The sequence below is a fragment of the Streptomyces sp. NPDC020747 genome (genome assembly GCF_044334695.1).
Lineage (GTDB): Bacteria > Actinomycetota > Actinomycetes > Streptomycetales > Streptomycetaceae > Streptomyces.
This window is the reverse complement of sequence record NZ_JBIRTJ010000001.1, coordinates 991535-1015754: the sequence shown is the minus strand read 5'-3', so window position 1 is coordinate 1015754 and position 24220 is coordinate 991535. Positions and strand designations below refer to the sequence as shown.

The following is a 24220-nucleotide window of genomic DNA, read 5'->3' as shown; positions in this document are numbered from 1 at the left end:
CTTTCAGGGGCGCGGGGAACTGCGCAACCGCCGCCAGAGCCCCGGGGCCACGCTGATCACAACGGTCAGGACGACCACCGCCACCACACCCTCCCAGGGTTCCTTGAACAGGGAACCCCCGGCCACCCCGATGAGTTGATACGTCGCGGCCCACGCCAGGCACGCCGGCACATCCCCCCGGGCGAACCTCCGCAACGGCCACTTGGCCATCAGGCAAGCCAGCATCACCGGAATACGCCCGGCCGGCACCAGCCGCGACAACACCAGCACGGCCACGCCGTGCTCCGCGAGCTTCTCCTGCGCCTGCGCCAGCCGGTCCTCCGGCGCACGGTCCCGGATCGCGGCCAGCCAACGCGACCCGTTCTTCGACCTCATGCCACGGCGCCCGAGCCAGTACAGCGCGACATCCCCGAGGAACGCCGCGAAGGCCGCCACCACGAAGACCAGCACCATCGAGAACGGCGCGGTCTGGTGAAAGGCCACCACCGCCGCCGAACTCACCAGGGCACCCGTCGGCACGACGGGCACCAGCGCCCCGATCAGCACCAGCAGGAACAGCGACGGATAGCCGAGCGCCTGCTGGGTGGACTCGGGCGGCACGGTCGTGACCACGGCGGCGAGCACATCCCTCACCGGGCTTCGCCCTCCCGCTCGTCGTCGCCCCGGCCGGCCGGCGCGTCCCTCGGGGACGACCGGTACCCCGCGACCCGCGGCCGCACACGCTGTCCGTGTTCCAGAAGGTGCACCGCCACCTCGGGCGCGCGCTCGGCTGCCAGGCGCACGAACTCCTCGCCGGGCGCGTGGAATTCATGGGGGCGCACGGCATCCATCCCGATCGGCCAGTACGTGCCGTAGTGCACCGGCACCGCGCTCCCCGGCCGCAGACGGGCCAGCGCCTCGGCCGCCCGCCCCGCGTCCAGGTGCCCCTCGCCCAGATAGGGTCCCCACCCGCCGACCGGCAGCAGCGCCACGTCGACCGGTCCGACCTCCTTGGCCATCGACTCGAAGAGACCCGTGTCCCCGGCGAAGTACGTCCGTGCCTCGCCCTCGATCACATAGCCGAGGGCGGGCGCCCGGTGCGGCCCGACCGGCAGCCGCCGTCCGTCGTGCCGCGCGGGAACGGCCTGTACGACCAGGTCACCGACCCTTGTCCGGTCGCCGCTCGCCATCTCGGTGACCCGCAGATGGCTGAGCCTGCGCAGCCCGGGGACGGCCCGCGGGGTGCCCTTCGGCACCAGTAGCCGGGTGCCCGGGGCGAGCCGCGCCAGGGACGGGACGTGCAGATGATCGGCGTGCAGATGGGACACCAGGGCCACGTCCGCCACCGCGGCCTCCGGCGGGGGCGGCGCGCCCCGGCGCCTGCGCAGATGCGCGAGCCGGCGCGCGAAGAGCGGGTCCGTGAGCACGCGTGCGCCCGAGTCCTCGACGGTGCAGGTGGCGTGACCCCACCAGGTGATCTCCACCGGCACTCCTTTGCCTCCCTCGCGCGACTCCCCCCGAGCCTACGGGCAGGAGTAGGGTCTGCGACGAAACCCGGAGGTGAGGGGGGACACCATGGGAGACACACGCCGTGCCTCCGGCATGCTTCGCGTGACGACGATCGCGAGTCTGACGCCGTTGGAGGAGCTGGAGGCGGATCCCTTCCTGGTGGACTCGCGCAGCCAGCACGCCATGTGCGCGCGCTGGGCCGCCGAGCACGGCTACGTCGTCACCCGCGAACTGCTCGTACGGGGGCTGCGGCCCGACCACTGCGCGCTCTGGGAGGACGCCGAGGCGGGCCTCGTCGACCTGTTCGTGGCGCCCAGCCGCCGGGTCCTGGAGCGGGCGCTCGCCTCCGTCGACGAGTTCACCGCCGAGTGTGCCCGGCGCGGAGTACGGGTCGAGACGGTCGGCCACGCGGAACCCGCGTACGACGCCCAGATGAAGGCCCATGTCCACCGCCGTCTGTCGATGCCGACGGCGGGCTACGACGGCCGCTGACGCCTTCCCCGGTACCGACCCCGGGGTCACCCCGTGCGAGTGGCCCGCCGTCGACCCCTGCCGCGATGGTGAGCGACCGTCGTGCCCTTGTGCGCCGCCGAAGCGGCTTGCGTGCTTGTGACAGGGTTGGGGCAGGTCTGAGAGCGGGGTGGAGGTGGGCGTGGCGTGAGCGGCGCGAGATGGCGGCGGCTGGTGAGCGCGCTCTGGCGGAGCGTAGCCGTGTGGGCCGTGTCCACGGTCACCATGCTGGTGCTCGCCGGGATCCTGCCGGACTTCAGGATCCAGTCCGCCGACGGGGACAGCGCGACGCAGATCGCCATCACGGCCGCGCTAGGCGCCGGGGCGTTCGGCGTGCTCTCCTCCGTCGTGTGGCCGCTCCTCGTCCGGGCCCTGCTCCTCGTCCCCGCCCTCGTCCTCGGCCTGCTCGTCTTCTTCCTCAACGGCTCGCTCCTGTGGCTCGCCCTGCGCATCATCCCGTCGGGAGAGAGCGAGGCCGCCCCGGAGACCGCCGTGGTGGTCGCCGCGGTCATGTCGGCCGTCGCCTCCGCGACCGGCGCCGCCCTGGCCGTCCGGGACGACGACGCGTACAGACGCAGGCTCTACCGGCTCTCCGACCGACGGCGGCCCGCGCTCGAAACGGGCTCGGGCCCGTCCACCCCCGGCACGGTCTTCCTCCAGCTCGACGGCGTCGGTCACGACGTACTCCTGGACGCGGTCGGACGCGGTCTGATGCCCACCGTCGCCGCCCTGCTCGGCGACGGCGAGGAGGCCCGCGCCACCCACCGGCTCACCCCCTGGCGCACCGACTGGTCCAGCCAGACCGGCGCCAGCCAGCTGGGCATCCTGCACGGCACCAACCACGACATCCCCGCCTTCCGCTGGTACGAGAAGGACACCCGGGAGGTCATGGTCTGCAACCGCCCCACCAGCGCCGCCGAACTCCAGCGCCGCGCCGTCGCACGCACCGGCGACGGCGGCCTGCTCACCATGGACGGCGCGAGTCGCGGCAACCTGTTCAGCGGCGGCGCCGACCAGCTCGCCCTGGTGCTCTCCGTGGCCGCCAGGCGGGGCAGCAGGAACCGCTCGCGGGCCGGGTACTTCGCCTACTTCTCCGACCCCGCCAACGCCGTCCGAACCGCCATGTCCTTCGTCGCCGACGTCGGCCGCGAAATCGGCGAGTCCACCCGGGCCCGCCTCAAGAAGCGCCGCCCCCGCGTCGGCCGCGGTGGCCTCTACCCGTTCATCCGGGCCTTCGCGACCGTCGTCGAGCGGGACGTCGTCGTCGCCGCGGTGATCGGGGACATGCTCGCCGGACGCTCCTCGGTCTACGCGGACCTGGTGGCGTACGACGAGGTGGCGCACCACTCGGGCCCGCACAGCCGCGACACGGAGAAGGTCCTGGGCCGCCTGGACCGCTCGCTGGCCCTGCTCGCGCAGGTCGCCGAGCACGCCCCGCGCGCGTACCGCATCGTCCTGCTGTCCGACCACGGCCAGAGCCCCGGCGAGACCTTCCGCGCCCGCTACGGCCTCGGCCTCGGCGAGCTTGTCCGGGCCGGCTGCGGGCTGCCCGTGCCCCGCAAGGCACGCCGCACCCACAGCGGCGCCGAGGCCAGGGCCACCGTACGGGCCGCACTGCGCAGGCCCGTCGAGGAGGGCGCCGAGGAGTACCGCCCCTCCAGCCGCCACTCGGAGCCGCTCGTGCTGGCCTCCGGCAACCTCGGCCTCGTGTCCTTCCCGGACGTACCGCACCGGATGAGCCGCGAGGAGATCGACGCCCGCCACCCGGCCCTGCTGACCACCCTCGCCAACCACCCCGGCGTCGGCTTCGTTCTCATACGCAGCGAGGAGCACGGCGGCCTGGTGCTCGGCGCGAACGGCGCCGAGATCCCGCTGGACCAACTGGACGAGAACCCGGGCCCGCTCGCCGACTTCGGCCCGGGCGCCGCCGACGCCGTACGCCGCACGCACGCGTTCCCGCACACCGCGGACATCATGGTCAACTCCTGGTACGACCCGCAGGAGGGCGAAGTCCTCGCGTTCGAGGAGCAGATCGGCTCGCACGGCGGCCTCGGGGGAGCGCAGGGGCGGCCCTTCCTGATGTCGCCGCTCACGTTCTCCGCGCCCGTCGAGGACGGGGAGGAGCTGGTCGGTGCCGAGGCCGTCCACCACGTACTGCGGCGCTGGCTGCGCGAGTGCGACGGCCCGCAGGTCCCCGTCGAGACCGGCCCCGAGCGGCGGGTCGCGTAGGCACCCGCACCTCTCAGGGGCCCCGAAAATGGGCTGCGGTCCGGGGGAGGAACCGCACACACTGTTCGCATCGGACATCGCGCACCGGCGCGCCCCGCTCGAACACCCTCCAGGAGCCACTGCGTGCAGGCAGCCGTCACCGTCACTCCCGCCCGTATACCGGAACTGCTGCTCGGCCTCGCGACCGTGCGGCCGGTCTTCATCTGGGGCGCTCCCGGCATCGGAAAATCCTCCCTGGTACGGGAGTTCGCCGAGTCGCTGGGACTTGAGTGCGTGAGTCTGCTGGGTACGCAGCTGGCGCCGGAGGACCTGATCGGCGTACCGCAGATCCGCGACGGCCGTTCGGTCTTCTGCCCGCCCGAGGCGATCGCCCGCGACGAGCCGTACTGCCTGTTCCTGGACGAGCTGAACGCGGCGACACCGGACGTCCAGAAGGCGTTCTACTCGCTGATCCTGGAGCGGCGCATCGGCAACTACGAGCTGCCGGCGGGCTCGATCGTGATCGGCGCGGGCAACCGCGCGACGGACAACGCGCTCGCGCGCCCGATCGCGTCGGCGCTGGTCAACCGGCTCGCGCATGTGCACCTGGAGGCGTCCCCGAAAGACTGGCTGGTGTGGGCCGGGGCCAACGGCATCCACCCGTGGGTGCTCGACCACCTCATCGACCGCCCCGACCACCTCTGGTCCAAGCCGCCGAAGACCGAGGAGCCCTTCTCGACGCCCCGCTCCTGGCACATGCTCTCCGACGCGCTGCACTCCTTCGGTCCGGCGCTCGACGAGCCCACGCTGAAGGTGATCGCGCACGGCACGCTGACGCCCGCGCACGCGGTCGCCTTCTGCGGCTACGTGAAGATCGTGCGCAGCCGGTTCGGTATCGAGGCCATCATGAAGGGCGAGGCCCGCTGGCCGAACCGCCTTGAGGACCGCGACCTCCTCTACTACCTCGCGGAGTCCTTCCGGGGCCGCCTCGTCAAGGAACTCCCCGCCAGCAAGGAGCACGCCTCGGCGAGCGGCCGCCAGACCGCCTACCGCGCGAAGTCCCTGCTCGTGCAGCTCGCCGAGATCTCCGTCGAGGTCGCCCAGAGCGTCATCGCCGCGGACGAGGACGGCAACCCCGTACTGCCCGCCTGGTTCCTGGTGGAGGCGGCCCGCGACATGCCCCGACTGGTGGAGGCGCGACGGTGAGCGTTCCGCGTGAGCAGGCGGCCGTCGGCCGGGAGGGGGCCACGCGATGAGCCGTACGCGCAATCAGGAGCAGCCCAGGAAGAAGGACCTGGCCGCCAAGGCGTTCGCCGAGGGGATGCGGCTCGTGCGGGCCAACCGCGCGCTGGCCGCCATCGGGTTCAGCACCTGCCGCCAGGAGGACTGCGAGGAGGCGCCGGACGACGGACTGGTGCGGGTCGACTCCGACGGCGTGCTGCACGTGCACCCCAAGCGCCGGGCGGACCCCGTCGAGTGGGCCTGGGCGGTCGCGCACGGCGCCCTGCATCTCGGCTTCGGGCATGTCACGGCGGCGACCGGCCTGCGCGCCCAGCCCGACCGGTTCGACATCGCCGCCCGCTGTGTCGTCGTCAACCGCTTCCTGCTCGGCTTCCCGATCGGCCAGACGCCGGCGGATCTTCCGATGGCGTACCCCGACGGCGACGAGGAGCAGCTCGCCGCGCGCTGGCGCCGCGACGGCATCCCGCCCATGTACGAGCGCTGCGGCACGGCGGGCGGCGAGCCGGACCAGCTGCTGGTGCCCTGGGACAGCTGGCTCGGCGGTCGGCCTCCGGACTGGCAGCTCGCCTTCGCCCACGCGCTCACCCGCACGGTGGCCACCGCGATGGACATGGCGGGCGGCCGCCGCGACTCGATGCGCGGCGGCCTCACCCCGCTGCAGCCCTGGGAGCGGGCGCTGAGCTGGTTCGTCTCCTCCTACCCCCTCCTCGGCGGCATCGCGGCGGGCATCACGATCGTCGCGGACGCCGAACTCGCCCGCGCGCACGGCATCTCCGTCGCCGCCGTCGACGCGGGGGCGGCCGAGATCTACATCAACCCGCTGCGCCAACTCGACGACGAGGAATGGCGGTTCGTCCTCGCCCACGAGATGCTGCACGCCGCGCTGCGCCACGGCGACCGCTGCGGCGCCCGCGACCCGTACCTCTTCAACGTCGCCTGCGACTACGTCGTCAACGCCTGGCTGGTCGAGATGCAGGTCGGCACCATGCCCGAAGGGCTGCTGTACGACCAGGAGTTGAAGGACCTCTCCGCCGAGGAGGTCTACGACCGCCTCGCCACCGACCTGCGCCGCATGCGACGGCTCGCCACCCTGCGCGGCAAGGGCGTCGGCGACATCCTCGGCGGCCCGCTCGGCTCGCCGCGCGACTATGTGGACCTCGACGAGTTCTACCGCCGTGGCCTCGCCAACGGCCTCGACCTGCACCAGCAGCAGAGCCGCGGCTTCCTGCCCGGCGGACTGGTGGAGGAGATCCGCGCGCTCAGCCATCCGCCGCTGCCCTGGGACGCCCGACTCGCCCGCTGGTTCGACGAGTTCGTGCCCCGCCCCGAGCCGGTACGGACCTACGCGCGCCCCGCCCGCCGCCAGGCGGCAACCCCCGACATCCCGCGCGCCGGACGCTACTTCCCGCCGGAGGAGATCGCCCGCTGCACCTTCGGCGTCGTCCTCGACACCTCCGGCTCCATGGACCGCACCCTCCTCGGCAAGGCACTGGGCGCCATCGCCTCGTACGCCGAGGCCCGTGACGTACCGGCCGCCCGCGTCGTCTTCTGTGACGCGGCCCCGCACGACGCGGGCTTCCTGCCCGTCACGGAGATCGCGGGCCGGGTACGGGTCCACGGTCGCGGCGGGACCATCCTCCAGCCCGGCATCGATCTGCTGCACCGCGCCGAGGACTTCCCGCCGGGTGCCCCGATCCTGGTCATCACTGACGGCTGGTGCGACGTCCTGCGCGTCCGGCGCGAGCACGCCTATCTGATCCCGCAGGGTTCGTCCCTGCCGTTCACCGCACGTGGGCCCGTCTTTCGCGTGCGCTGAGCCCGAGTGTGATCGGATGGTGCTACGGACCCCAAAACCGGGACCTGATCGAAAGGGATTCATCGTGGCAACCACGCGCTCCGCACACACCGTCTGGGAAGGCAACCTGCTGGAGGGCAACGGAGTCGTCAGCTTCGACTCCTCCGGCGCCATCGCACAGCAGCCCGTGACCTGGGCGTCGCGCTCGCAGGACGCGAACGGCAAGACCAGCCCCGAAGAGCTGATCGCCGCCGCGCACTCCAGCTGCTTCTCCATGGCGTTCTCGCACGCCCTGGCCGGGGCCGGCACGCCGGCCACCAAGCTCACCACCTCCGCCGACGTCACGTTCCAGCCGGGCGAGGGCATCACGGGCATCCACCTCACGGTGGAGGGCACGGTGCCGGGCATCGAGGAGGACGCGTTCGTCGCGGCCGCCGAGGACGCCAAGAAGAACTGCCCGGTCAGCCAGGCGCTGACCGGCACGACGATCACGCTGTCGGCCAAGCTCGCCTGACCGCCCGCACGTACGACCATGCCGCGCCCGCCGCACAGGGGGCGCGGCATCGTCGTGTCCGGTCCGGTCGCCAGGCTCTCCAGGGTCGTTCGGGGCCGACTTGGGTACCCGCCCCATTGACAGGGAGGCACTCAAGTTTTGTGATGGTAGGCGTCAAGGCCCGGGTGGAAGGGGACGGACATGGCACGTGCGGTCGGGATCGATCTTGGTACCACCAACTCGGTGGTGGCCGTTCTGGAAGGGGGTGATCCCACGGTCGTGGCCAACGCCGAGGGCGCGCGCACCACCCCCTCGGTGGTGGCCTTCGCCAAGAACGGCGAGGTCCTCGTCGGTGAGGTCGCCAAACGGCAGGCCGTGACGAACGTCGAGCGCACCGCGCGTTCCGTCAAACGCCATATGGGCGACCCGAGTTGGCAGTTCCCCGACAGCGGCACGGTCGACGGCACCCGCTACCGCGCGCAGGAACTGTCCGCGCGCGTGCTGCAGAAACTGAAGCGGGACGCCGAGGCGTATCTCGGCGAGGACGTCACCGACGCGGTGATCACCGTGCCCGCCCACTTCGACGACACCCAGCGCCAGGCCACCAAGGAGGCCGGCGAGATCGCGGGCCTCAAGGTCCTGCGGATCATCAACGAACCGACGGCCGCGGCCCTCGCGTACGGACTCGACCGCGGCGAGGAGCAGACCGTACTCGTCTTCGACCTGGGCGGCGGCACCTTCGACGTCTCGCTCCTGGAGATCGGCGACGGCGTCATCGAGGTCAAGGCCACCAACGGCGACACCCAACTGGGCGGCGACGACTGGGACCACCGGATCGTCGAGCACCTCGTCAAACGCTTCAAGGGCTCGAACGGCATCGACCTCGGCCAGGACAAGATGGCGCTCCAACGGCTGCGCGAGGGCGCGGAGAAGGCCAAGATCGAGCTGTCCTCGTCGACCGAGACGACCATCAACCTGCCCTACATCACCGCCTCCGCCGAGGGTCCGCTGCACCTCGACGAGAAACTGACGCGCGCTCAGTTCCAGGAGCTCACCGCCGACTTGCTCGACCGCTGCAAGAACCCCTTCCACCAGGCGGTCAAGGACGCGGGCGTGAAGCTCTCGGCGGTCGACCACGTCATCCTCGTCGGCGGCTCCACCCGGATGCCCGCGGTGACCGAGCTCGTGAAGGAACTCACCGGCAAGGACCCGCACAAGGGCGTCAACCCGGACGAGGTCGTGGCCCTCGGTGCGGCCCTCCAGGCGGGCGTCATCCGCGGCGACGTGAAGGACGTCCTGCTCCTCGACGTCACCCCGCTGTCCCTGGGCATCGAGACCAAGGGCGGCATCATGACCAAGCTCATCGAGCGCAACACGACCATTCCCACGAGGCGTTCGGAGATCTTCACCACCGCCACGGACAACCAGCCCTCGGTCGGCATCCAGGTCTTCCAGGGCGAGCGTGAAATCGCCGCCTACAACAAGAAGTTGGGCGTCTTCGACCTCACCGGGCTGCCTCCCTCGCCCCGCGGGCTGCCGCAGATCGAGGTCGCCTTCGACATCGACGCCGACGGAATCATGCACGTCTCGGCGAAGGACCTCGCCACCGGCCGCGAACAGAAGATGACGGTGACGGGCGGCTCGGCGCTCGCCAAGGACGACATCGACCGCATGATGCGCGAGGCCGAGCAGTACGCCGACGAGGACCGCGGGCGCCGGGAGGCCGCGGAGACCCGCAACCAGGCCGAGCAACTCGTGTACCAGACCGAGAAGTTCATCCGCGAGAACGAAGAACGCATCCAGGCCGGCACGAAGACCGAGGTCGAGTCCGCGATCACCGAACTGAAGGCCCTCCTGGAGCAACGGGACGCCACGGACACGAACACCCTGCGCACAGGCGTCGAGAAACTCGCCACCGTCAGCCAGAAGATGGGCCAGGAGATGTACGCCCAGGCCCAGCAGTCACCCCCACCACAGGACCAGCCGGGTACCGAACAGCCCCCACCTGGTGACGAGGAGGGCGTGGTCGACGCGGAGATCGTCGACGACGAGAAGGACGCAGCCGAGAACAAGCCCGGCGAGCCCGGCGACAACACGAAGAGCAACTCGACCTGAGGGGCCCCGCCCCTGAAGGGGCGCCCCTTCAGGGGCGCGGGGAACCGCGCAGCCGGCCCACGACGGCCGTCACCCGACAACCGACAGCGAGCCCAACACCCTAGAAGTCGGCCCGCCGCGCCCGGATCAACTCCTCGGTCCGCCGCGCGCCGCCCGCCCCGGTCGTCATATGGTCCAGCACCTCCAGATGCGCGGCCACCTCCTTGCGCGAGTCGAGGTACAGCGCCCCGGTCAGATACTCGGTGTAGACCATGTCCGGAAGCTCCGGCTCGGCGAAGCGGAACAGCACGAACGGCGCGTACGTCCCCGGATGCGGCCCGGACGCGAACTCGGCGATCTGCAATGTGATGTGGTCGTTCTCGACGGCTTCCAGCAGATGGTCGAGCTGCTCCGCCATCACCTCGGAGTGGATACCGACCGGCCGCCGCAGGACCGTTTCTTCCATGATCACCCAGAGGTGGGGCGGATTCTCCCTGGTCAGCAGCTCCTGCCGGGCCATCCGCAGGGACACATGGCGCTCGATCTCCTCGGCCCCGGTCTTCCCGACCGTGCCCGCCTCCAGGACCGCACGCGCGTAGTCCTCGGTCTGCAGCAGCCCGGGCACGAAGTGCGGCTCGTACGACCGGATGATCGAGGCCGCGCCCTCCAGGCTCACATGCATGCTGAACCAGTCCGGCAGGACGTCGTGGAAGCGCTGCCACCAGCCTGGCTGGTTCGCCTCCTCCGTCAGCCGCACGAACGCCGCGATCTCGCCGTCGGGCACGCCGTACGTCGACAGGAGCACCTGGACGTACGGGATCTTCAGCGCGACCTCGGCCATCTCCATCCGGCGGATGGTCGCGCCCGTGACCCGCAGGATCCGCGCCGCCTCGTCCCGTCTCAGACCGGACGCCTCGCGCAGCTCCTGCAGTCGTCTGCCCAACACCACCTGCCCCACGGTCGGCGCAGGACGCCTTTCACTCACGCCACGCCTCCCCATGCGCCGAGCATGGCGAGAAGTGTGCCATGTTCCCGCTCAACCCTCACCTGCTCCGGGGCGCTGTCATTACCTCAGCGGTAATCGACCGCCACCCCGGGCGCACGCCATGGTGGGTGTACCGGTTTCCGGTCCGGCGCACTCCGGTCCGGGAACCGGGTCCCGTTGTTCCGCCACGACCTCGACGGAGGGTGATCCGCCATGTCCGCAACCCAGTTCGCCGCCCTGGCCCGCACCACCGAGCCGCAGACCATGCTGCGCCGCTTCCTGGCGCTCGACGCGGCGGTGACCGGCGTGAACGGCGTCGCCTACCTCGTCGCGTCCGGACCGCTGGGGCGGCTGCTCGACGTCGGCTCGGGGCTGCTGCTCGCCCTAGGCCCGGTACTCACGGTGTACGCGGCGGGCGTCGCGTGGCTCGCCTCGCGACGGCCGTCGCCCGTCCTCGCGGTACGGGCCGTGATCGAGATCAACCTCGCCTGGGCGGCGCTGAGTTTCGTCGCGCTCGCCGTGTGGCTGACGCCGAGTACCGCGGGAGCGGTGTGGATCCCCTTGCAGGCACTGACCGTTGCGGGCTTCGCCCTGGCGCAGCACGTGGCACTGCGAGCCGTACAGGGCGGCGCTACGGGCGGCGCCCGCCGGGACCTCCCGAGCTGACGGGCTATCAGGACATCAGTGACTGAAGGTACTTGACCGTCGCGGGGTCGGCCGGGAGCAGCGTCTCGATGGCCAGCTCGGCGACGGTCACGTCCATGGGCGTGTTGAACGTCGAGATGGACGAGATGAAGGACAGTACCCGTCCGTCGTGCTCGATCTGCATCGGCAGGGCGAAGTGGGGGACAGCCTCCCCGGATCCCTCGTCGCTCTCGCTCCCGTTCTTGTTGCCGTTCCCGTTCCCGTTCCCGGGAGGGCCCTCCGAGGGATACGGATACGCCGCCACCTCCTCGTACAGCGCGCGCAGCGGCTCGGAACGGCGCAGGGCGATGTCCCGCTCCATCTGGGCCAGCAGATGGCCGCGCCACTCCCGCAGATTGCGGATCCTCGGCGCCAGACCCTCCGGGTGCAGCGTCAGCCGCATCGCGTTCAGCGGAGGGGCGAGAAGGTGCTCGGGCACGGTGTCGAGGAGCATCGCGATGCCCCGGTTGGCGGCGACCACGTTGTACGTCGCGTCCACCACGAACGCCGGATAGGGCTCGTAGCCCTGGATCAGCCGCTCCACGCCCTCGCGCAACGCGTCGAGCGCCGGATCGTCGAGCGGGGTCTCGGGGTAGCGGGGCGCGTAACCGGCCGCCAGCAGAAGGGCGTTGCGGTCCCGCACGGGTACGTCCAGGTGCTCGGCCAGCCGCAGCACCATCTCCTCGCTCGGGCGGGAGCGGCCCGTCTCCACGAAGCTGATGTGCCGCGCCGACGACCCCGCCCGCAGCGCCAGTTCCAGCTGACTGACCCGGCGCTGCTCCCGCCAGCCGCGCAGCAGCGGACCGACACCCTGGTCGACGGCGGAGGCGGTGGTGGACACGCCGGCGGACTCGGCAGCGGACGGGGAGGCGGACGCGGCGGCGGTCATACACCGACCGTAGTCGATCTGCCGCCCGGGAGTCGATGAGCCGCCTGGCGGCCGAATGCCTGCCCCGCCCCTTGCGCCGGACGCGCCTGACCAGCGACGGGACGGCCGGACTGTGGCACGCTGAGGAGATCCGGACGTCACGGAAGGAGCGCGATCATGCCCCTTGCACCGCTGTCTCAGAAGGAGATCGAGGACCGGCTCGCGGAGCTGCCCGGCTGGTCCCTGGACGGAGACCGGATCGCCCGCTCCTACCAGCTCGGCTCGCACTTCGCGGCGGCCGCGCTGGTCGTGCACATCGCCCAGGTGCAGGACGAGCTGGACCACCACTCCGACCTCACGCTCGGTTACCACAGCGTCTCCCTCACCGTGAACACGCACAGCGTGGGCGGAGCCGTCACCGAGCTGGACCTCGACCTGGCACGCCGGGTCGAGGAGCTCGCCGCCGGGCACGGCGCACATTGAGCCCGCTGGTGTTCGACTACGACAAGGAAGCGGAGCGGTACGACGTGTCCCGAGGCGGCGAACCCCGTGCCGCCGCGGCCGCGAGCGCCGTGCTCGGACTGGTCCCCGAGGGCACGGGCAACCTCCTCGACATCGCCTGCGGCACCGGCATCGTGACGCGCCGGCTCGCGGCGGCCGGTCTCGACGTGGCGGGCGCCGACGCGGCGTACGGCATGCTGCGGCGGGCCGCCGAGCGCGTACCGGGCCGCGTGATTCTCGCGGACACCCGTCAACTCCCCTTTCCCGACGCCTCGTTCGGGGCCGTCACGGCCGTCTGGCTGCTGCATCTGCTGGACGACGCGGAGCGGGTCGTGGCCGAGGCGGCCCGGGTGCTGCGGCCCGGCGGCGTCTTCGTCACGACAGTCGACAAGGCCGCCTCGCACGACGTCCGCAGCGACATCGACGCCGTGATGGCCCCGCGCCCGCGCCGCGCGGCCCGCGACCGCGACGACCTCGTGGGCTCCTTCGCCGACCGGCACGCCCTGATCCCGGCGGGCCGGGCCTGCTTCCGCGGCTACGGCCAGGGCCGGGCTCCGGCGCGGGCCGCCGCCGACGTACGACGCGGCTGGTACACGCTGCTGCCGCCGGGCGCGCCCCTCACCGAGAAACTCGCGTTACGTCTGGAACAGCTCCCGGACCAGCATGTCCCGCGCCCTGACCCGAAGTTCAAACTGCGGGCGTTCCGGAAACCGGGTCCGGCGTTGAGCCCGTCCGGTGTCGGCGCGTGAAGTCCATGACCCAGTTGGTCACCCACGTCCTCTCGCCGTCCACGGAGAACGCCTGCTCCCAGCGGGCCGTGGTCGCCGAGATCCCCGACCACACGAACCGCACGCGCACGTCCTTGCCGTCGTACGTGTCGTCCCCGTAGAACTCGCCCCGCCCGTCGGTGAATTGGCCGAACACGGGCGGGAACAGCCGTCCACTGCGACTGCTGGACCAGTTCAGCGACCACTGCCCGGTCTCGCGGTCACGCAGCCGTAGGGTCAGCCCCTTCCAGCCCTGGCCGGGCACGTCCATCTCGTCGATGTTGCCTGCCCCGTCGAAGAGGCTCCAGCAGCGGTTCGTGGCGGGGAACTCCTCCCAGTCGCTCCCGGCGTCCAGGAAGTCGGTGCGGCGGCGATTGGCCACCTCCCACTCGCCGACGAAGAAGTCGAAGTCGTGCGGTGTGCTCATGAACGGTCTCCGGTCGTGCCCTCGGGCAGGCAGTCGGCCATGTAGGCGTCGAGGTCGGGGACGTCGGGGGCGAGCATGTGCCGTACCCAGGCGTCGCGTTCGTGCAGGATCGGCGGCAGCTCCCAGACACAGCCGATCCACGGCAGGTCGGGAGCGACGAAGTGCGTCGGGTCGCGATCCGGACAGCCGAGCACCGGCTGGCCCGCCGAGGCGCCCTTGAAGTGCAGGACGTTGTCCCACACCCAGCTGTACGCGTTCAGGTAGGCGCCGGAGTCGGCGCCCCGGTGCAGCACGACGAACGTCGCGGCCGGTGTGCCGTCCGCCTCCGGCAGCAGCTTCGGCAGCATCGCGTACGCCGCCTCCTGGACGTCGGACGCGATGCCCGCCGGGTCGGCGGTCACGTGGTAGCGCTTGATCCGCCGCCCCGCCACCTCGATGGGCGGCGGCACGGTCAGCAGTTTCTCCGCGAAGTTCCTGGAGGTCGCGGAGACCTGGGCGGGCTGGGAAGCCTTGGAAGTCATGAGAGGACGCTAAGGCCGCTTCACTGACACCTTCTGTCAGTGAAGCCTGACATTCTGGAGAGGTGAAATCAGCCCGACTCGTCTCGATCCTCCTGCTCCTCCAGACCCGGGGCCGGATGACCGCCGCCGACCTCGCCGAGGAGCTGGAGGTCTCGGTGCGCACGGTCTACCGGGACGTCGAGGCGCTGAGCGCCGCAGGCATCCCGCTGTACGGCGACGCCGGGCACGCGGGCGGCTACCGGCTCCTCGACGGCTACCGGACCCGCCTCACCGGCCTGACCGCGGGCGAGGCGGAGGCCCTGTTCCTCGCGGGCGCGCCCGGACCCGCCGCCGAGCTGGGCCTCGGGCCCGTCCTCGCCGCCGCCCAGCTCAAGGTGCGCGCGGCCCTCCCACGCGAGCTGCGCGAACACGCCGACCGCATCAGCGGCCGCTTCCACCTCGACGCGCCCGGCTGGTACGCCGACACCGACAGCGGGGGAGCCCCGTACCTCCCCGCCGTCGCCGACGCGGTCTGGAACAGCCGCGTCCTGAACGTCCTGTACCGCCGCTGGCGCGAGCCCACCGACGTGGAGCGCCGCCTCGAACCGTACGGCCTGGTCCTCAAGGCGGGCCGCTGGTACGTCGTCGCGGGCCCCGGACCACGTACGTTCCGCGTCGACCAGATCCTCGAACTGGCCACGTCCGGTGAGGAGTTCACCCGCCCCGACGACTTCGACCTCGCCGCGTACTGGACGGCGTACCAGCGTGACTTCCACGACCGGCTGCACCGGGGAGAGGCGGTGGTCCGGCTCGCCCCGGGCGTCCGTCTCACCGGACCGGCGGGCGACGCCGTACGGTCCAACGGCCGTACGGACGCGGACGGTTGGACCCTGGCCACCGTCCCCATCGAGTCCGTCGACCACGCACACGGCGAGTTCCTGCGTCTCGGCACGGACGTCGAGGTGCTGGAACCGGCCGAGTTGCGCGACCGCATCGCCGGGACGGTCGCCGCGCTGTCCCACACGTACGACGTATCCAGCACATCCGACGCATCCAGCACGTCCGAAGAATCCCGCACGCAGAACACATAGACAGCGCTTGCTGAATCGCGGCAACTCCCGTGCCCCCAGCGGCAACTGAGGTAGCAGAACCCGTCTGCCCCTCCCAGGGAGGTACGTCACCGTGCAGCACCCGCAACGCAGACGCAGCAGCAGAACCAGGCTCCTCCTCACCACCGTCGTCGCCGGCACCCTCGCCGCCGCAGGCCTCACCTCGCTCACCGCGAGTCCGGCGCATGCCGCGACCGCACGCCAGGTCGAGAGGCTCGACCGGGGTGTGGTCAGCGTGCACACCGACGCGGGCAACCTAGTCAGTTGGCGCTGGCTCGGCACCGACCCGAACGACGTCGCGTTCAACGTCTACCGGGCGGGTACGAAGGTCAACTCGGCCCCGGTCACCGGCTCGACGAACTACTTCCACTCCGGCGCGCCCTCCCAGGCCGACTACACGGTCCGCGCGGTCGTGGGCGGCGTCGAGCAGGGCGACTCGGTCCACGCGATCCAGTTCCGTACCGGATACAAGGACGTGCCCATCACCCCGCCCGCCGGTGGCACCACCCCGGACGGCGTCGCGTACACCTACGAGGCCAACGACGCCTCGGTCGGCGATCTCGACGGCGACGGCGCGCTCGACTTCGTCCTGAAGTGGCAGCCGACGAACGCCAAGGACAACTCCCAGTCCGGCTACACCGGCAACACGGTCATCGACGGCGTCAAGCTCGACGGCACCCGGCTGTGGCGCATCGACCTGGGGCGGAACATCCGCTCGGGCGCGCACTACACACAGTTCCAGGTGTACGACTACGACGGCGACGGCAAGGCCGAGGTGGCCGCGAAGACCGCCGACGCCACGGTCGACGGAACGGGCGCGGTCATCGGCAGCGCCTCCGCCGACCACCGCAACTCCAGTGGGTACGTCCTCGCCGGTCCCGAGTACCTGACCATGTTCAACGGCCAGACGGGCAGGGCGATGCAGAGCGTCGACTACGTCCCGGCGCGCGGCACGGTCTCCTCGTGGGGCGACTCGTACGGCAACCGCGTGGACCGGTTCCTCGCCGGGACCGCCTACCTGGACGGCGCCCGGCCCTCGCTCGTCATGGCCCGCGGCTACTACACGCGTTCGGTGATCGCGGCCTGGGACTGGCGCAACGGGGCGTTCACGCGGCGCTGGACCTTCGACACCAACTCCTCGACCAACAGCGGCAAGGGGTTCGACGGCCAGGGTTCGCACAGTCTGTCCGTCGGGGACGTCGACAACGACGGCAAGGACGAGATCGTCTACGGGGCGATGGCCGTCGACGACAACGGCAACGGCCTGTGGACCACGAGGACCGGGCACGGCGACGCCCAGCACCTGGGCGATCTCGACCCGGGGACGTCAGGCCTTGAGTACTTCAAGGTCTCCGAATCCACGTCCCAGCCCGCCGAGTTGTACATCAACCCCGCGAGCGGCGCGATCCGCTGGCAGCTCGCCGCCTGCTGCGACAACGGCAGGGGAGTGGCCGGGGACATCTACGCGGGCAACGACGGCGCCGAGATGTGGTCCGCCTCCGACACGAACATCCGTGACGAGTCCGGCGCCACCAAGGGCCGCGAGCCGTCCTCCGTCAACTTCCTGTCCTGGTGGGACGGAGACACCACGCGCGAACTCCTCGACGGCACCCGCATCGACAAGTACGGCACGTCCGGCGAGACCCGCCTGCTGACCGGCGCCTCGGTCCACTCCAACAACGGCACCAAGGCGACCCCGGCGCTGTCCGGCGACCTCTTCGGCGACTGGCGCGAGGAGGTCGTCTGGGCCACCAGCGACAACAGGGCACTGCGGATCTACTCCACACCGGCCGAGACCACCACGAAGATCACGACCCTCCTCCACGACACGATGTACCGCACGGGCATCGCCTGGCAGAACACCGCCTACAACCAGCCCCCACACCCGAGCTTCTACATCGGCAACGGCATGCCGACGGCCCCCAGGCCGACGGTCTACACGCCATGACCTGCTGAAACGGGTTCCAGGGGTGGGATGAAGGGGCGGCCGTCCGAGCTCGTGGGACGGCCGCCGAAACTCGGCCCGTCAGCCGACCTTCTTCCACGTCTTGCAGCCGGTGGACTGGAACGCCCCGTCGCTGCTGGAGACGGTGACCGTGGTGGGGCCCTTGACGTTGCCGTTCGCGATGATGTCCTCGAAGTCGCCCGACGTGCCCTTCAGCCGCGCCCAGTAACAGTTCGGGATCACCGAGTCCTCGGCGCCCGCCGTCCTGTACGTGCCTGCCTTGATGTCGTCGCCGACGACGAAGGTCCCGTCGCCGGGGATGGTGGCGACCTTCGGCTCGGCCTTCTTCGACGGCTTCGCCGTGACGGTCTCGGTTTTGGTGACCGTGACCTCCGGTGCCGGTTCGGCATCGGCATCGGCTTTCAGGTCGGCGGCGGTGGCGGTCACGGTGACGGTCGGCCGTGCGGACGCCTTCTTGCCGGACTCCTCCCCACCGGACGCTCCGATGCCGGCCCCGACCGACAACAGCACGACTGCGGCGGGGATCACGATGCGCTTGCGCGCCCAGCCGGGCCGGGGAGGCGCGGGCGGCGGCGGGGGCGGGCCCCACTGAGGCTGTGGCTGTGGAGGCGTGGACGGCGGTGGTCCGAAAGACATGGGTCCCCCCGGGGTTGTGGAGGAATGACCGTAACGAGAGAGTTAAATAGAGTGTAAGGGGTGTGTGTGGATAGTGCCTCAGTTGTGACGTAGGCAGTCCGTCTCCGCAGCCGTCGAGCGCACGAAGAGGGCGCGGGCCTTGTCGGGCCCGCGCCCTCCAGCTCGTCCGGCCCTGGTGTCAGGTCACCGTGTGGACCGGTCGGCGAGCTTGCGCCGACGAACCGGACACCACGTTCGCGTCCGACGAGTCGCCGTAGACGACGCCCCGGCCGTTCGTCGACACGTACACACGCCCGTAGACGCGCGGATCACCGGTGATGGCCGCGCCCGTCCAACCCCACTGGTGTGCCTCGTCGTTGACGCGGATCCAGGTGGTGCCCTTGTCCGTGGAGCGGAAGATGCCGCGTACGCCGCCGATCTTCGCGCTCGTGTAGAGGGTCTGGTAGGAGGCGCCGGCCGCCGCCTTGCCGAAGCCGATCGTGTCGGCCTGCTCGACGCCCGGCAGCTTGGTGAAGGTCGCGCCGCTGTCCGTGGAGTGCCACAGCCCGTACGCGCCGTCGCTCGCGCCGCCCGCCAGCCACACGTCACCCTTCGTGCCCGGCAGTGCCTTGAACCGTACGCTGTCGCCGCTCGGCAGCCCGGTCGCGGACGAGGCCGTGAAGGAGGCGCCGCCGTCCGAACTGACGTAGAACTTGCCGGACTTGAAGCCGTAGAAGGTCTTCGGGTCGACCCGGTCCGACTCGACGACCGCACCGGCAGGAATGCCGGTCGAGGCCGACCACGAGGTGCCGAAGCCCGTCGCGTGGTGGACGCCCGCGCCGTCCGGGCTCCACACGAAGCGGCTCCCGTCGGAGGCCGCCGCGACCGTGCCGCCGCCGCTCACGCCCGAAGGGTCCGTCCCCGCGAACCAGTTGGCGCCGTTGTCCGTCGAGTACGCCACATGCGGACCCGAGTCGAGATCGCCGGTCCGCACCACCGTGCCCGGGTTGGACTCCGCGAAGTCGAGGCTCGTGGTCGTGGTGAAGTTCGGCGAAGTGAACATCAGCGAGGGGACCTTGGTGAGGTCCGTGTGCCGGAAGCCGCCGATGTCGCCCAGCGCGCTGAGGAGTTGGGCCCCGCCGGACGGGGGAGCGGCCAGGTCGTTGACGGCCGTCTCCTCCAGCCCCTGGACCATCGGCCTGATGGTGAACTGGCCGCCGCTGTCCCACTGGTTGAGGTTTTCGGTCCCGTAGACCGTCGCGCCCGTCCCGTACATCATCCGGGCCGAGTTGAACGGGTCGATCTCCAACGCCTCGGTCATCCAGCCCAGTTTGGGAGCCTGCTCGGGCGGCGACGGATTGGCGCCCCAGCTCAGCCACGGCGAGGACGAGACGTCCATCGTGTAGCGGTTCGAGCGGTTGGGGTACGAGGTGTAGTCCCAGGCCTTCGTCCAGGTCCCGCCGCTGTCCGTGGAGCGGAAGATCTGTGTGTCGGGCCACCAGGAGCTGTACGCGGTCGCCATGACTGTTCCCGGCTTCTGCCGGTCGACCGTCAGCCCGCTGAAGCCGTAGTAGGTGTCCGCCTCCGCGACCGGGCTGATGTTCGTCCAGGCGCCGGTCGCCGTCGCGTACCGCCACAACTGCCCCTTGCCGCCGTCGTACGGGCCGCCCTTGTCGCTGTAGGCCAGGTACAGGTAACCGTTCGTCGCGTCCAGGACCCCCTTGTGGGCCAGGTGTCCCGTGGGCTGCCCGGCGAGCCGGGACCAGGTCGCGCCCGCGTCGGTGGAGCGGTAGACGGCGTTGTCCTTGTCGGCGACACCGACATAGACGGTCCCCGTCGCGTTGGTGCCCGTGCCGGTCGACTCGTCGAAGGTGACCCAGGCGATGCCCTGGTTGTCGGAGGCGTACCCGCTGGTGTCGGTCGGATCCTGCACGTAGTTGCCGACGTTCGGGAAGTTCGTCACCTGCGACCAGGATGCGCCCGAGTCGGTGGACCGCCACAGTCCCTTGCCGCTCGGGGCGCCCAGATACAGCACGCTGTTCCTGTGGGGGTCGACAGCGAGCCGTTCGCCCATGCCGCGCCCGGGCATGTTGCCGCCCAGCTTGAACGGCAGATCGGCCTTCTGCCAGGTCGCGCCCCGGTCGGCGGACCTGAGCACAGCTCCGTTTCCCGGGTCCCAGCTGTTCGTGTACGTCCCGACGGCCGCGTACACCTTGTTCGGCGCGACCGCGTCGGAGGCCAGGCTCACGACGCCGGTGTGGCCCCAGCGGTCCCAGCCCACCGAGTCGAGCAGCGGGGTCCAGCTCTTCGACGACTCCTGCCAGCGATAGGCGCCGCCGATGTCGGTCCGCGCGTACGCGAGGTTCTTCTCGGACCGGTTGAAGACGATGCCGGGGACGAACCCGCCGCCGTCGATGCGCGCGTTCTTCCAGGTGTACGCGTCCACGGCGACGGACGCCGAGGGCGCGGCCTTCTCGACGGGCTGCGCGGCCAGCGCGGGCGGCGTACCCGCGAGCAGCCCGGCCGCCAGCCCGAGCACGGCGGTGAGGACGGGGGTTCTTCGCACGGTGACCCTCTCCTTGCACGTGGGGGGATGAGAACGCGAAAGGCCGGGCGGCCCCCAGTGAGGGTGGGGACCGCCCAAGGGCACGGTCGCCGTTCCCCGCGCCCCCCTTTAGGGGCGCGGGGCCGGGTCGACCCGCGGCTTCCGTACCGACCTCCCCGCGGAGCGATCAACGGGGCTATTCGAGGAGCTCCGCGTACGAGCCCATGGCAAGGGCGATGTCCGCCTGGGCCCAGAACCGGTGATACGTGAACGAGGGCGCGGCCCCGCCCGCCAGATACGCCTCGATCTTCGACCAGGCCGGATCGTCCTCGTAGAACGAGCGGATCGAGTCGAAGGTCGACGACGAGTTGATCGTGTCGCCGTTCGGCATCTTGCCGGTCCAGCCGCTCGGGACGTACACGCCGTCGTCGAAGCGGTTGTAGTCGGAGCGGGTCTCCGGGACCGCGATGCCCAGCGCGTCCTGGTTGTTCGCCCACATGCCGTCGAGCAGCGCCTTGGCCGTGGTCCTGGCCTCCGCGTCACCGGAGCGGTCGGCGTAGTACGTCAGGGTCTTGGCGTACGCGGCCGCCACGCCGACGTCGTTCGTGTAGTCGGCGACGGTGACGTGAAGTCCCGTGTTCCCACCGGGACTTGACGCGTTCCAGGTGTCGGGCTTGCCCGACCACTGGAGGGTGTTGGGGATACGGAAGGAGCCGTCCGGGTTGACCGTGGTCTTGGACAGCGCCCAGTCGACCCACTTGTCGAGGACGACCTTGGCGTCCGCGTCACCCGTCTGCTGGTAGTACTCGGCGACCCGCTCCATCGACCACGCCTGGAAGCCGAACCACTGGTTGGACGGTGGGTCGTGGTAGACCGGCTTCTCGTCGTAGAACATGCCGTAGAAGGTCGGCGTCCCGGACGGCGGCGTTGCGTAACGCCCCTGCCAGCTGTTGGTGGCGCCGCCCGCGATGGCTCCCTCGCTGGACTGCAGCCAGCGGTAGAACTCCAGCTGCCGGTCGAGGGACTTGGCCCAGTCCGCCTGTCCTGTCGCCGACTTGGGCTTCAGGTCGGTGTACGAGCTGAGCGCGTAGGCCGCCAGCGGGTTCTGGTAGCCGCCGTGGGTGTGGCTGGAGCCGATGCGCCAGGCCCAGCCCGCCGAGGCGTCGGTGGCGCCGCCCCACGCGTAGTACCAGTTCAGCAGGTAGTGCGAGGCGTCCTTGCCGGTGCCGGCCGGGCAGGTCGACGGTCCGACGCAGTTGCCGATTTTCTTGAAGTACTTGTCGTACATGGAGTAGCGGAGATAGTCGCCCATCTTCGCGGCCTTGCCGACGGTCGCCGTGACGGCGGAGCCGTTGCCCTGTTGCTTGGCCCAGATGTCGGCCCAGTACGCGGCCTGCACGGCCCGGGCGTCGGCGTCGGGGGCGTTGGTGAACTTCCACTGCTTCGCGTACGAGGCGTCCTTGGTGAACAGGTCCAAGTACCCGTTCGTACCGCCGTACTTGAAGGCGTCGCACGTCGGCTGCGGCACGGTCTCCCACACCGACTCCTGCGATCCGCGCTGGAAGGTGTTGATGTACGAGGGACCGGTGTCCGCCGGACCCGCCTCGCATTTCCCGGGCGAATTGCCGTACCCGTAGACGTTGTCGACGTCCTGCAGCCAGTGCATGCCGTAGATGTCGTCCGTGCCGTACGCGCTCTTCAGCTCGGCGGCGATCGGGTCGGGACCGACCGAGACGCCGCTGTCGAGCTGCGCAGGGTACTCGTTCGGGGTGTCGTGCTCGGGCGCGTAGGTCGCCGGCTTCGAGGCGTTGTAGAACGAGTTGGTCGGCTGGTCGGCCTTCGTGGGGATCATGAACTTCTCCATGATCTCCCAGGCGCCGTTGAACCTGGTCCAGTCGCCCGTCACCTTGCCGTACATGGCCTGGAGCCACAGCAGATAGCTGTACGCCTCCGACGTCGTCTCATGGCCGTGGTCGGGCGCCTCGACGATCAGCGTCTCCACCGAGTGGTACGGGATGCCCTCCGGCGAGAAGTAGCCGTTCGCCGGGTTGGTGATCTTCCCGTAGAGGTCCAGGAAGCGGGCGTCGTACTCCTTCGACGCGGCGAGCTGCGTGACGGTGACCGCGCCCTTCGCGTGCCCGGTGGCCGTCGACTCGAAGGTCGCCGAACCGGTGCCCGAGGCGGCGGCCGTGACGGTCACCTTCTGGGCGGTGTTCCAGTTCGCCGGCGTGAAGGTGAGCGACGCCCCGCCGGTGACGGACAAGCCCGTGTTGCCGCTCGCCCGAGCGGTCGCCACGGTCACGTTCGCCGACGGCTGGGTCGAGAGCTTCACGTCGTACGTGCCCGACTTGCCCTGCTGGACGCCCAGTTGGGTCGGCGAGACCACCACGGCGGGACCCGAGGCGACCGTGATGCCGACCGGTGTGGACTCCGCGGACGCGCCCAGGCTGTCGTACGCCTTCGCGAGCAGCGAATGACTGCCCACGGTCAAGCCGGAGGCCGAAAGCGAGTACGGCGAGCTCGTGTCGGTGCCCAGCAGCGTCGTGTTGTCGTAGAACTCGACCTTGCTGATCGTCGCGTTGTCCGCGGCCGCGGCGGTCGCGGCGAGCGGGACCGCGGCGCCCTGGGAGTAGACGGCACCCGCGGTGGGACTGGTCAGCACGGTGATCGGCGGCTGGTGGGCGCCGGTGCAGGCCGTGCCGTTGATCGCGAAGGAGGTGGGGGCCGCGTTGGTGCCGCTGTACGTGAACTGGGCGCCGGTCGTCACCGCGGCACCCACCGCGATCGTCCCGTTCCAGGACGCGTTCCTCGCGGTGACCGTCCTGCCGGCCTGCGACCAGGTACCGCTCCAGCCGCTGCTGAGCTGCTGGTTGCCCGCGTAGTCGTACGTCAGGACCCAGCCGCTGATCGCCTCCGTGCCGCGGTTGGTGAGGGTGAGCTCGGCGGTGAAGCCGGAGCCCCAGTCGTTCGTCTTGTAGTCGACGCTGCACTGGACGGCCGCCGCCTGAGCGGGGGTCGCGCCGGTCGCCAGTGTGGTCAACGGAAGGGCGAGGGCCGCCACCACGGCGGTCCACATCCGCCGCGCGAGGCGGCGTCTGCGTCTGGGTGCCATGTTCTGGTTCCTCTCCATGCGGCTCGGAGATGGGGGGAGGGGCAACAAGCCTTGAACCAGTGGGAGCGCTCCCATAGTGGGGATGCGGGTCGAAGGGGTCAAGGTGCTTGAAGAGTCGAAATGATTCGATAGATCAAGAGTGCAACTCCTCTGTCCTTTACCAACACTTGGCGCTACCTTCTTCGGCACCAGTGGGAGCGGTTCCATCAGTCGACACGTCCGTCACGACGTGTCAGAGCTGCAAGGAGTCGCTCATGCGACACCCCCCGCGTTCATCTCTTTTAGTGGTCGGCGCCCCGGCGTTCCCTCTC

19 protein-coding genes and 1 pseudogene are annotated in these 24220 nt (G+C 70.6%); 11 read left to right on the top strand and 9 right to left on the bottom strand.

Annotated features, from left to right (window positions below):
* Positions 1-3: 3 nt before the first annotated feature.
* Both ACH4YP_RS04085 and ACH4YP_RS04080 read right to left on the bottom strand, forming a co-directional pair.
* Complete coding sequence (locus ACH4YP_RS04085; RefSeq protein WP_361064480.1) at positions 4-633, bottom strand: VTT domain-containing protein; 630 nt, start codon at positions 631-633, stop codon at positions 4-6.
* 68 nt (positions 634-701) lie between these two features.
* Positions 702-1469: pseudogene (locus ACH4YP_RS04080) on the bottom strand (MBL fold metallo-hydrolase); the annotation flags it as partial.
* An 85-nt stretch (positions 1470-1554) separates the two neighbouring features.
* Between ACH4YP_RS04080 and ACH4YP_RS04075 the strand changes: the two are divergent.
* The 6 genes from ACH4YP_RS04075 to dnaK all read left to right on the top strand — a co-directional run bounded on the left by ACH4YP_RS04075 (position 1555) and on the right by dnaK (position 9851).
* A complete protein-coding gene (locus ACH4YP_RS04075; RefSeq protein ID WP_361064486.1) occupies positions 1555-1980 on the top strand; it encodes a hypothetical protein in 426 nt (141 codons plus the stop codon).
* A gap of 165 nt (positions 1981-2145) precedes the next feature.
* On the top strand, positions 2146-4227 hold the full coding sequence (locus ACH4YP_RS04070; RefSeq protein WP_398489243.1) for a phage holin family protein: 2082 nt from the start codon (positions 2146-2148) through the stop codon (positions 4225-4227).
* Positions 4228-4350: 123 nt separating this feature from the next.
* Entirely contained in the window at positions 4351-5412 is a 1062-nt protein-coding gene (locus ACH4YP_RS04065; protein ID WP_398489241.1) for an ATP-binding protein, read from the top strand.
* Positions 5413-5458: 46 nt separating this feature from the next.
* Positions 5459-7264, top strand: coding sequence for a hypothetical protein (locus ACH4YP_RS04060; RefSeq protein WP_398489239.1), 1806 nt, complete (start codon positions 5459-5461; stop codon positions 7262-7264).
* A 64-nt stretch (positions 7265-7328) separates the two neighbouring features.
* Positions 7329-7757: an OsmC family protein gene (locus tag ACH4YP_RS04055; protein WP_143640927.1), complete on the top strand. Its 429-nt coding sequence runs from the start codon at positions 7329-7331 to the stop codon at positions 7755-7757.
* Between the two features lie 180 nt (positions 7758-7937).
* The gene (dnaK, locus tag ACH4YP_RS04050) at positions 7938-9851 is read left to right on the top strand and encodes a molecular chaperone DnaK (protein WP_361064497.1); all 1914 of its coding nucleotides are present in this window, start codon (positions 7938-7940) and stop codon (positions 9849-9851) included.
* A gap of 100 nt (positions 9852-9951) precedes the next feature.
* Here the strand turns inward: dnaK and ACH4YP_RS04045 are convergent, their stop codons facing one another.
* Positions 9952-10815, bottom strand: a complete 864-nt coding sequence (locus tag ACH4YP_RS04045; RefSeq protein WP_361064500.1) for a helix-turn-helix transcriptional regulator — start codon at positions 10813-10815, stop codon at positions 9952-9954.
* Between the two features lie 213 nt (positions 10816-11028).
* On the opposite strand from ACH4YP_RS04045, the gene ACH4YP_RS04040 reads away from it, so the two are divergent.
* On the top strand, positions 11029-11481 hold the full coding sequence (locus tag ACH4YP_RS04040; RefSeq protein WP_361064503.1) for a hypothetical protein: 453 nt from the start codon (positions 11029-11031) through the stop codon (positions 11479-11481).
* Between the two features lie 7 nt (positions 11482-11488).
* Here the strand turns inward: ACH4YP_RS04040 and ACH4YP_RS04035 are convergent, their stop codons facing one another.
* Positions 11489-12388: a helix-turn-helix domain-containing protein gene (locus tag ACH4YP_RS04035; protein WP_398489236.1), complete on the bottom strand. Its 900-nt coding sequence runs from the start codon at positions 12386-12388 to the stop codon at positions 11489-11491.
* A gap of 156 nt (positions 12389-12544) precedes the next feature.
* Between ACH4YP_RS04035 and ACH4YP_RS04030 the strand changes: the two genes are divergently transcribed.
* Both ACH4YP_RS04030 and ACH4YP_RS04025 read left to right on the top strand, forming a co-directional pair.
* Positions 12545-12850, top strand: a complete 306-nt coding sequence (locus ACH4YP_RS04030) for a 4a-hydroxytetrahydrobiopterin dehydratase (protein WP_361064509.1) — start codon at positions 12545-12547, stop codon at positions 12848-12850.
* Positions 12851-12858: 8 nt separating this feature from the next.
* A complete protein-coding gene (locus tag ACH4YP_RS04025; protein WP_361064512.1) occupies positions 12859-13617 on the top strand; it encodes a class I SAM-dependent methyltransferase in 759 nt (252 codons plus the stop codon).
* Here the strand turns inward: ACH4YP_RS04025 and ACH4YP_RS04020 are convergent.
* On the bottom strand, positions 13556-14062 hold the full coding sequence (locus ACH4YP_RS04020) for a hypothetical protein (protein WP_361064515.1): 507 nt from the start codon (positions 14060-14062) through the stop codon (positions 13556-13558). The genes ACH4YP_RS04025 and ACH4YP_RS04020 overlap by 62 nt on opposite strands.
* The gene (locus ACH4YP_RS04015; protein ID WP_361064518.1) at positions 14059-14583 is read right to left on the bottom strand and encodes a hypothetical protein; all 525 of its coding nucleotides are present in this window, start codon (positions 14581-14583) and stop codon (positions 14059-14061) included. The genes ACH4YP_RS04020 and ACH4YP_RS04015 overlap by 4 nt, the downstream gene beginning before the upstream one ends.
* Positions 14584-14645: 62 nt before the next feature.
* Between ACH4YP_RS04015 and ACH4YP_RS04010 the strand changes: the two genes are divergently transcribed.
* Both ACH4YP_RS04010 and ACH4YP_RS04005 read left to right on the top strand, forming a co-directional pair.
* On the top strand, positions 14646-15653 hold the full coding sequence (locus ACH4YP_RS04010) for a YafY family protein (protein ID WP_361064521.1): 1008 nt from the start codon (positions 14646-14648) through the stop codon (positions 15651-15653).
* A gap of 91 nt (positions 15654-15744) precedes the next feature.
* Positions 15745-17619, top strand: a complete 1875-nt coding sequence (locus ACH4YP_RS04005; protein WP_361064524.1) for a rhamnogalacturonan lyase — start codon at positions 15745-15747, stop codon at positions 17617-17619.
* A gap of 78 nt (positions 17620-17697) precedes the next feature.
* Here ACH4YP_RS04005 and ACH4YP_RS04000 read toward each other — a convergent pair whose 3' ends face one another.
* From ACH4YP_RS04000 to ACH4YP_RS03990, 3 genes are all read right to left on the bottom strand, one after another.
* Complete coding sequence (locus ACH4YP_RS04000) at positions 17698-18165, bottom strand: hypothetical protein (RefSeq protein ID WP_361064527.1); 468 nt, start codon at positions 18163-18165, stop codon at positions 17698-17700.
* A gap of 286 nt (positions 18166-18451) precedes the next feature.
* Complete coding sequence (locus ACH4YP_RS03995; protein WP_398489233.1) at positions 18452-20818, bottom strand: xyloglucanase; 2367 nt, start codon at positions 20816-20818, stop codon at positions 18452-18454.
* A gap of 175 nt (positions 20819-20993) precedes the next feature.
* Complete coding sequence (locus ACH4YP_RS03990; RefSeq protein ID WP_398489231.1) at positions 20994-23909, bottom strand: glycoside hydrolase family 48 protein; 2916 nt, start codon at positions 23907-23909, stop codon at positions 20994-20996.
* Positions 23910-24220: the final 311 nt, after the last annotated feature.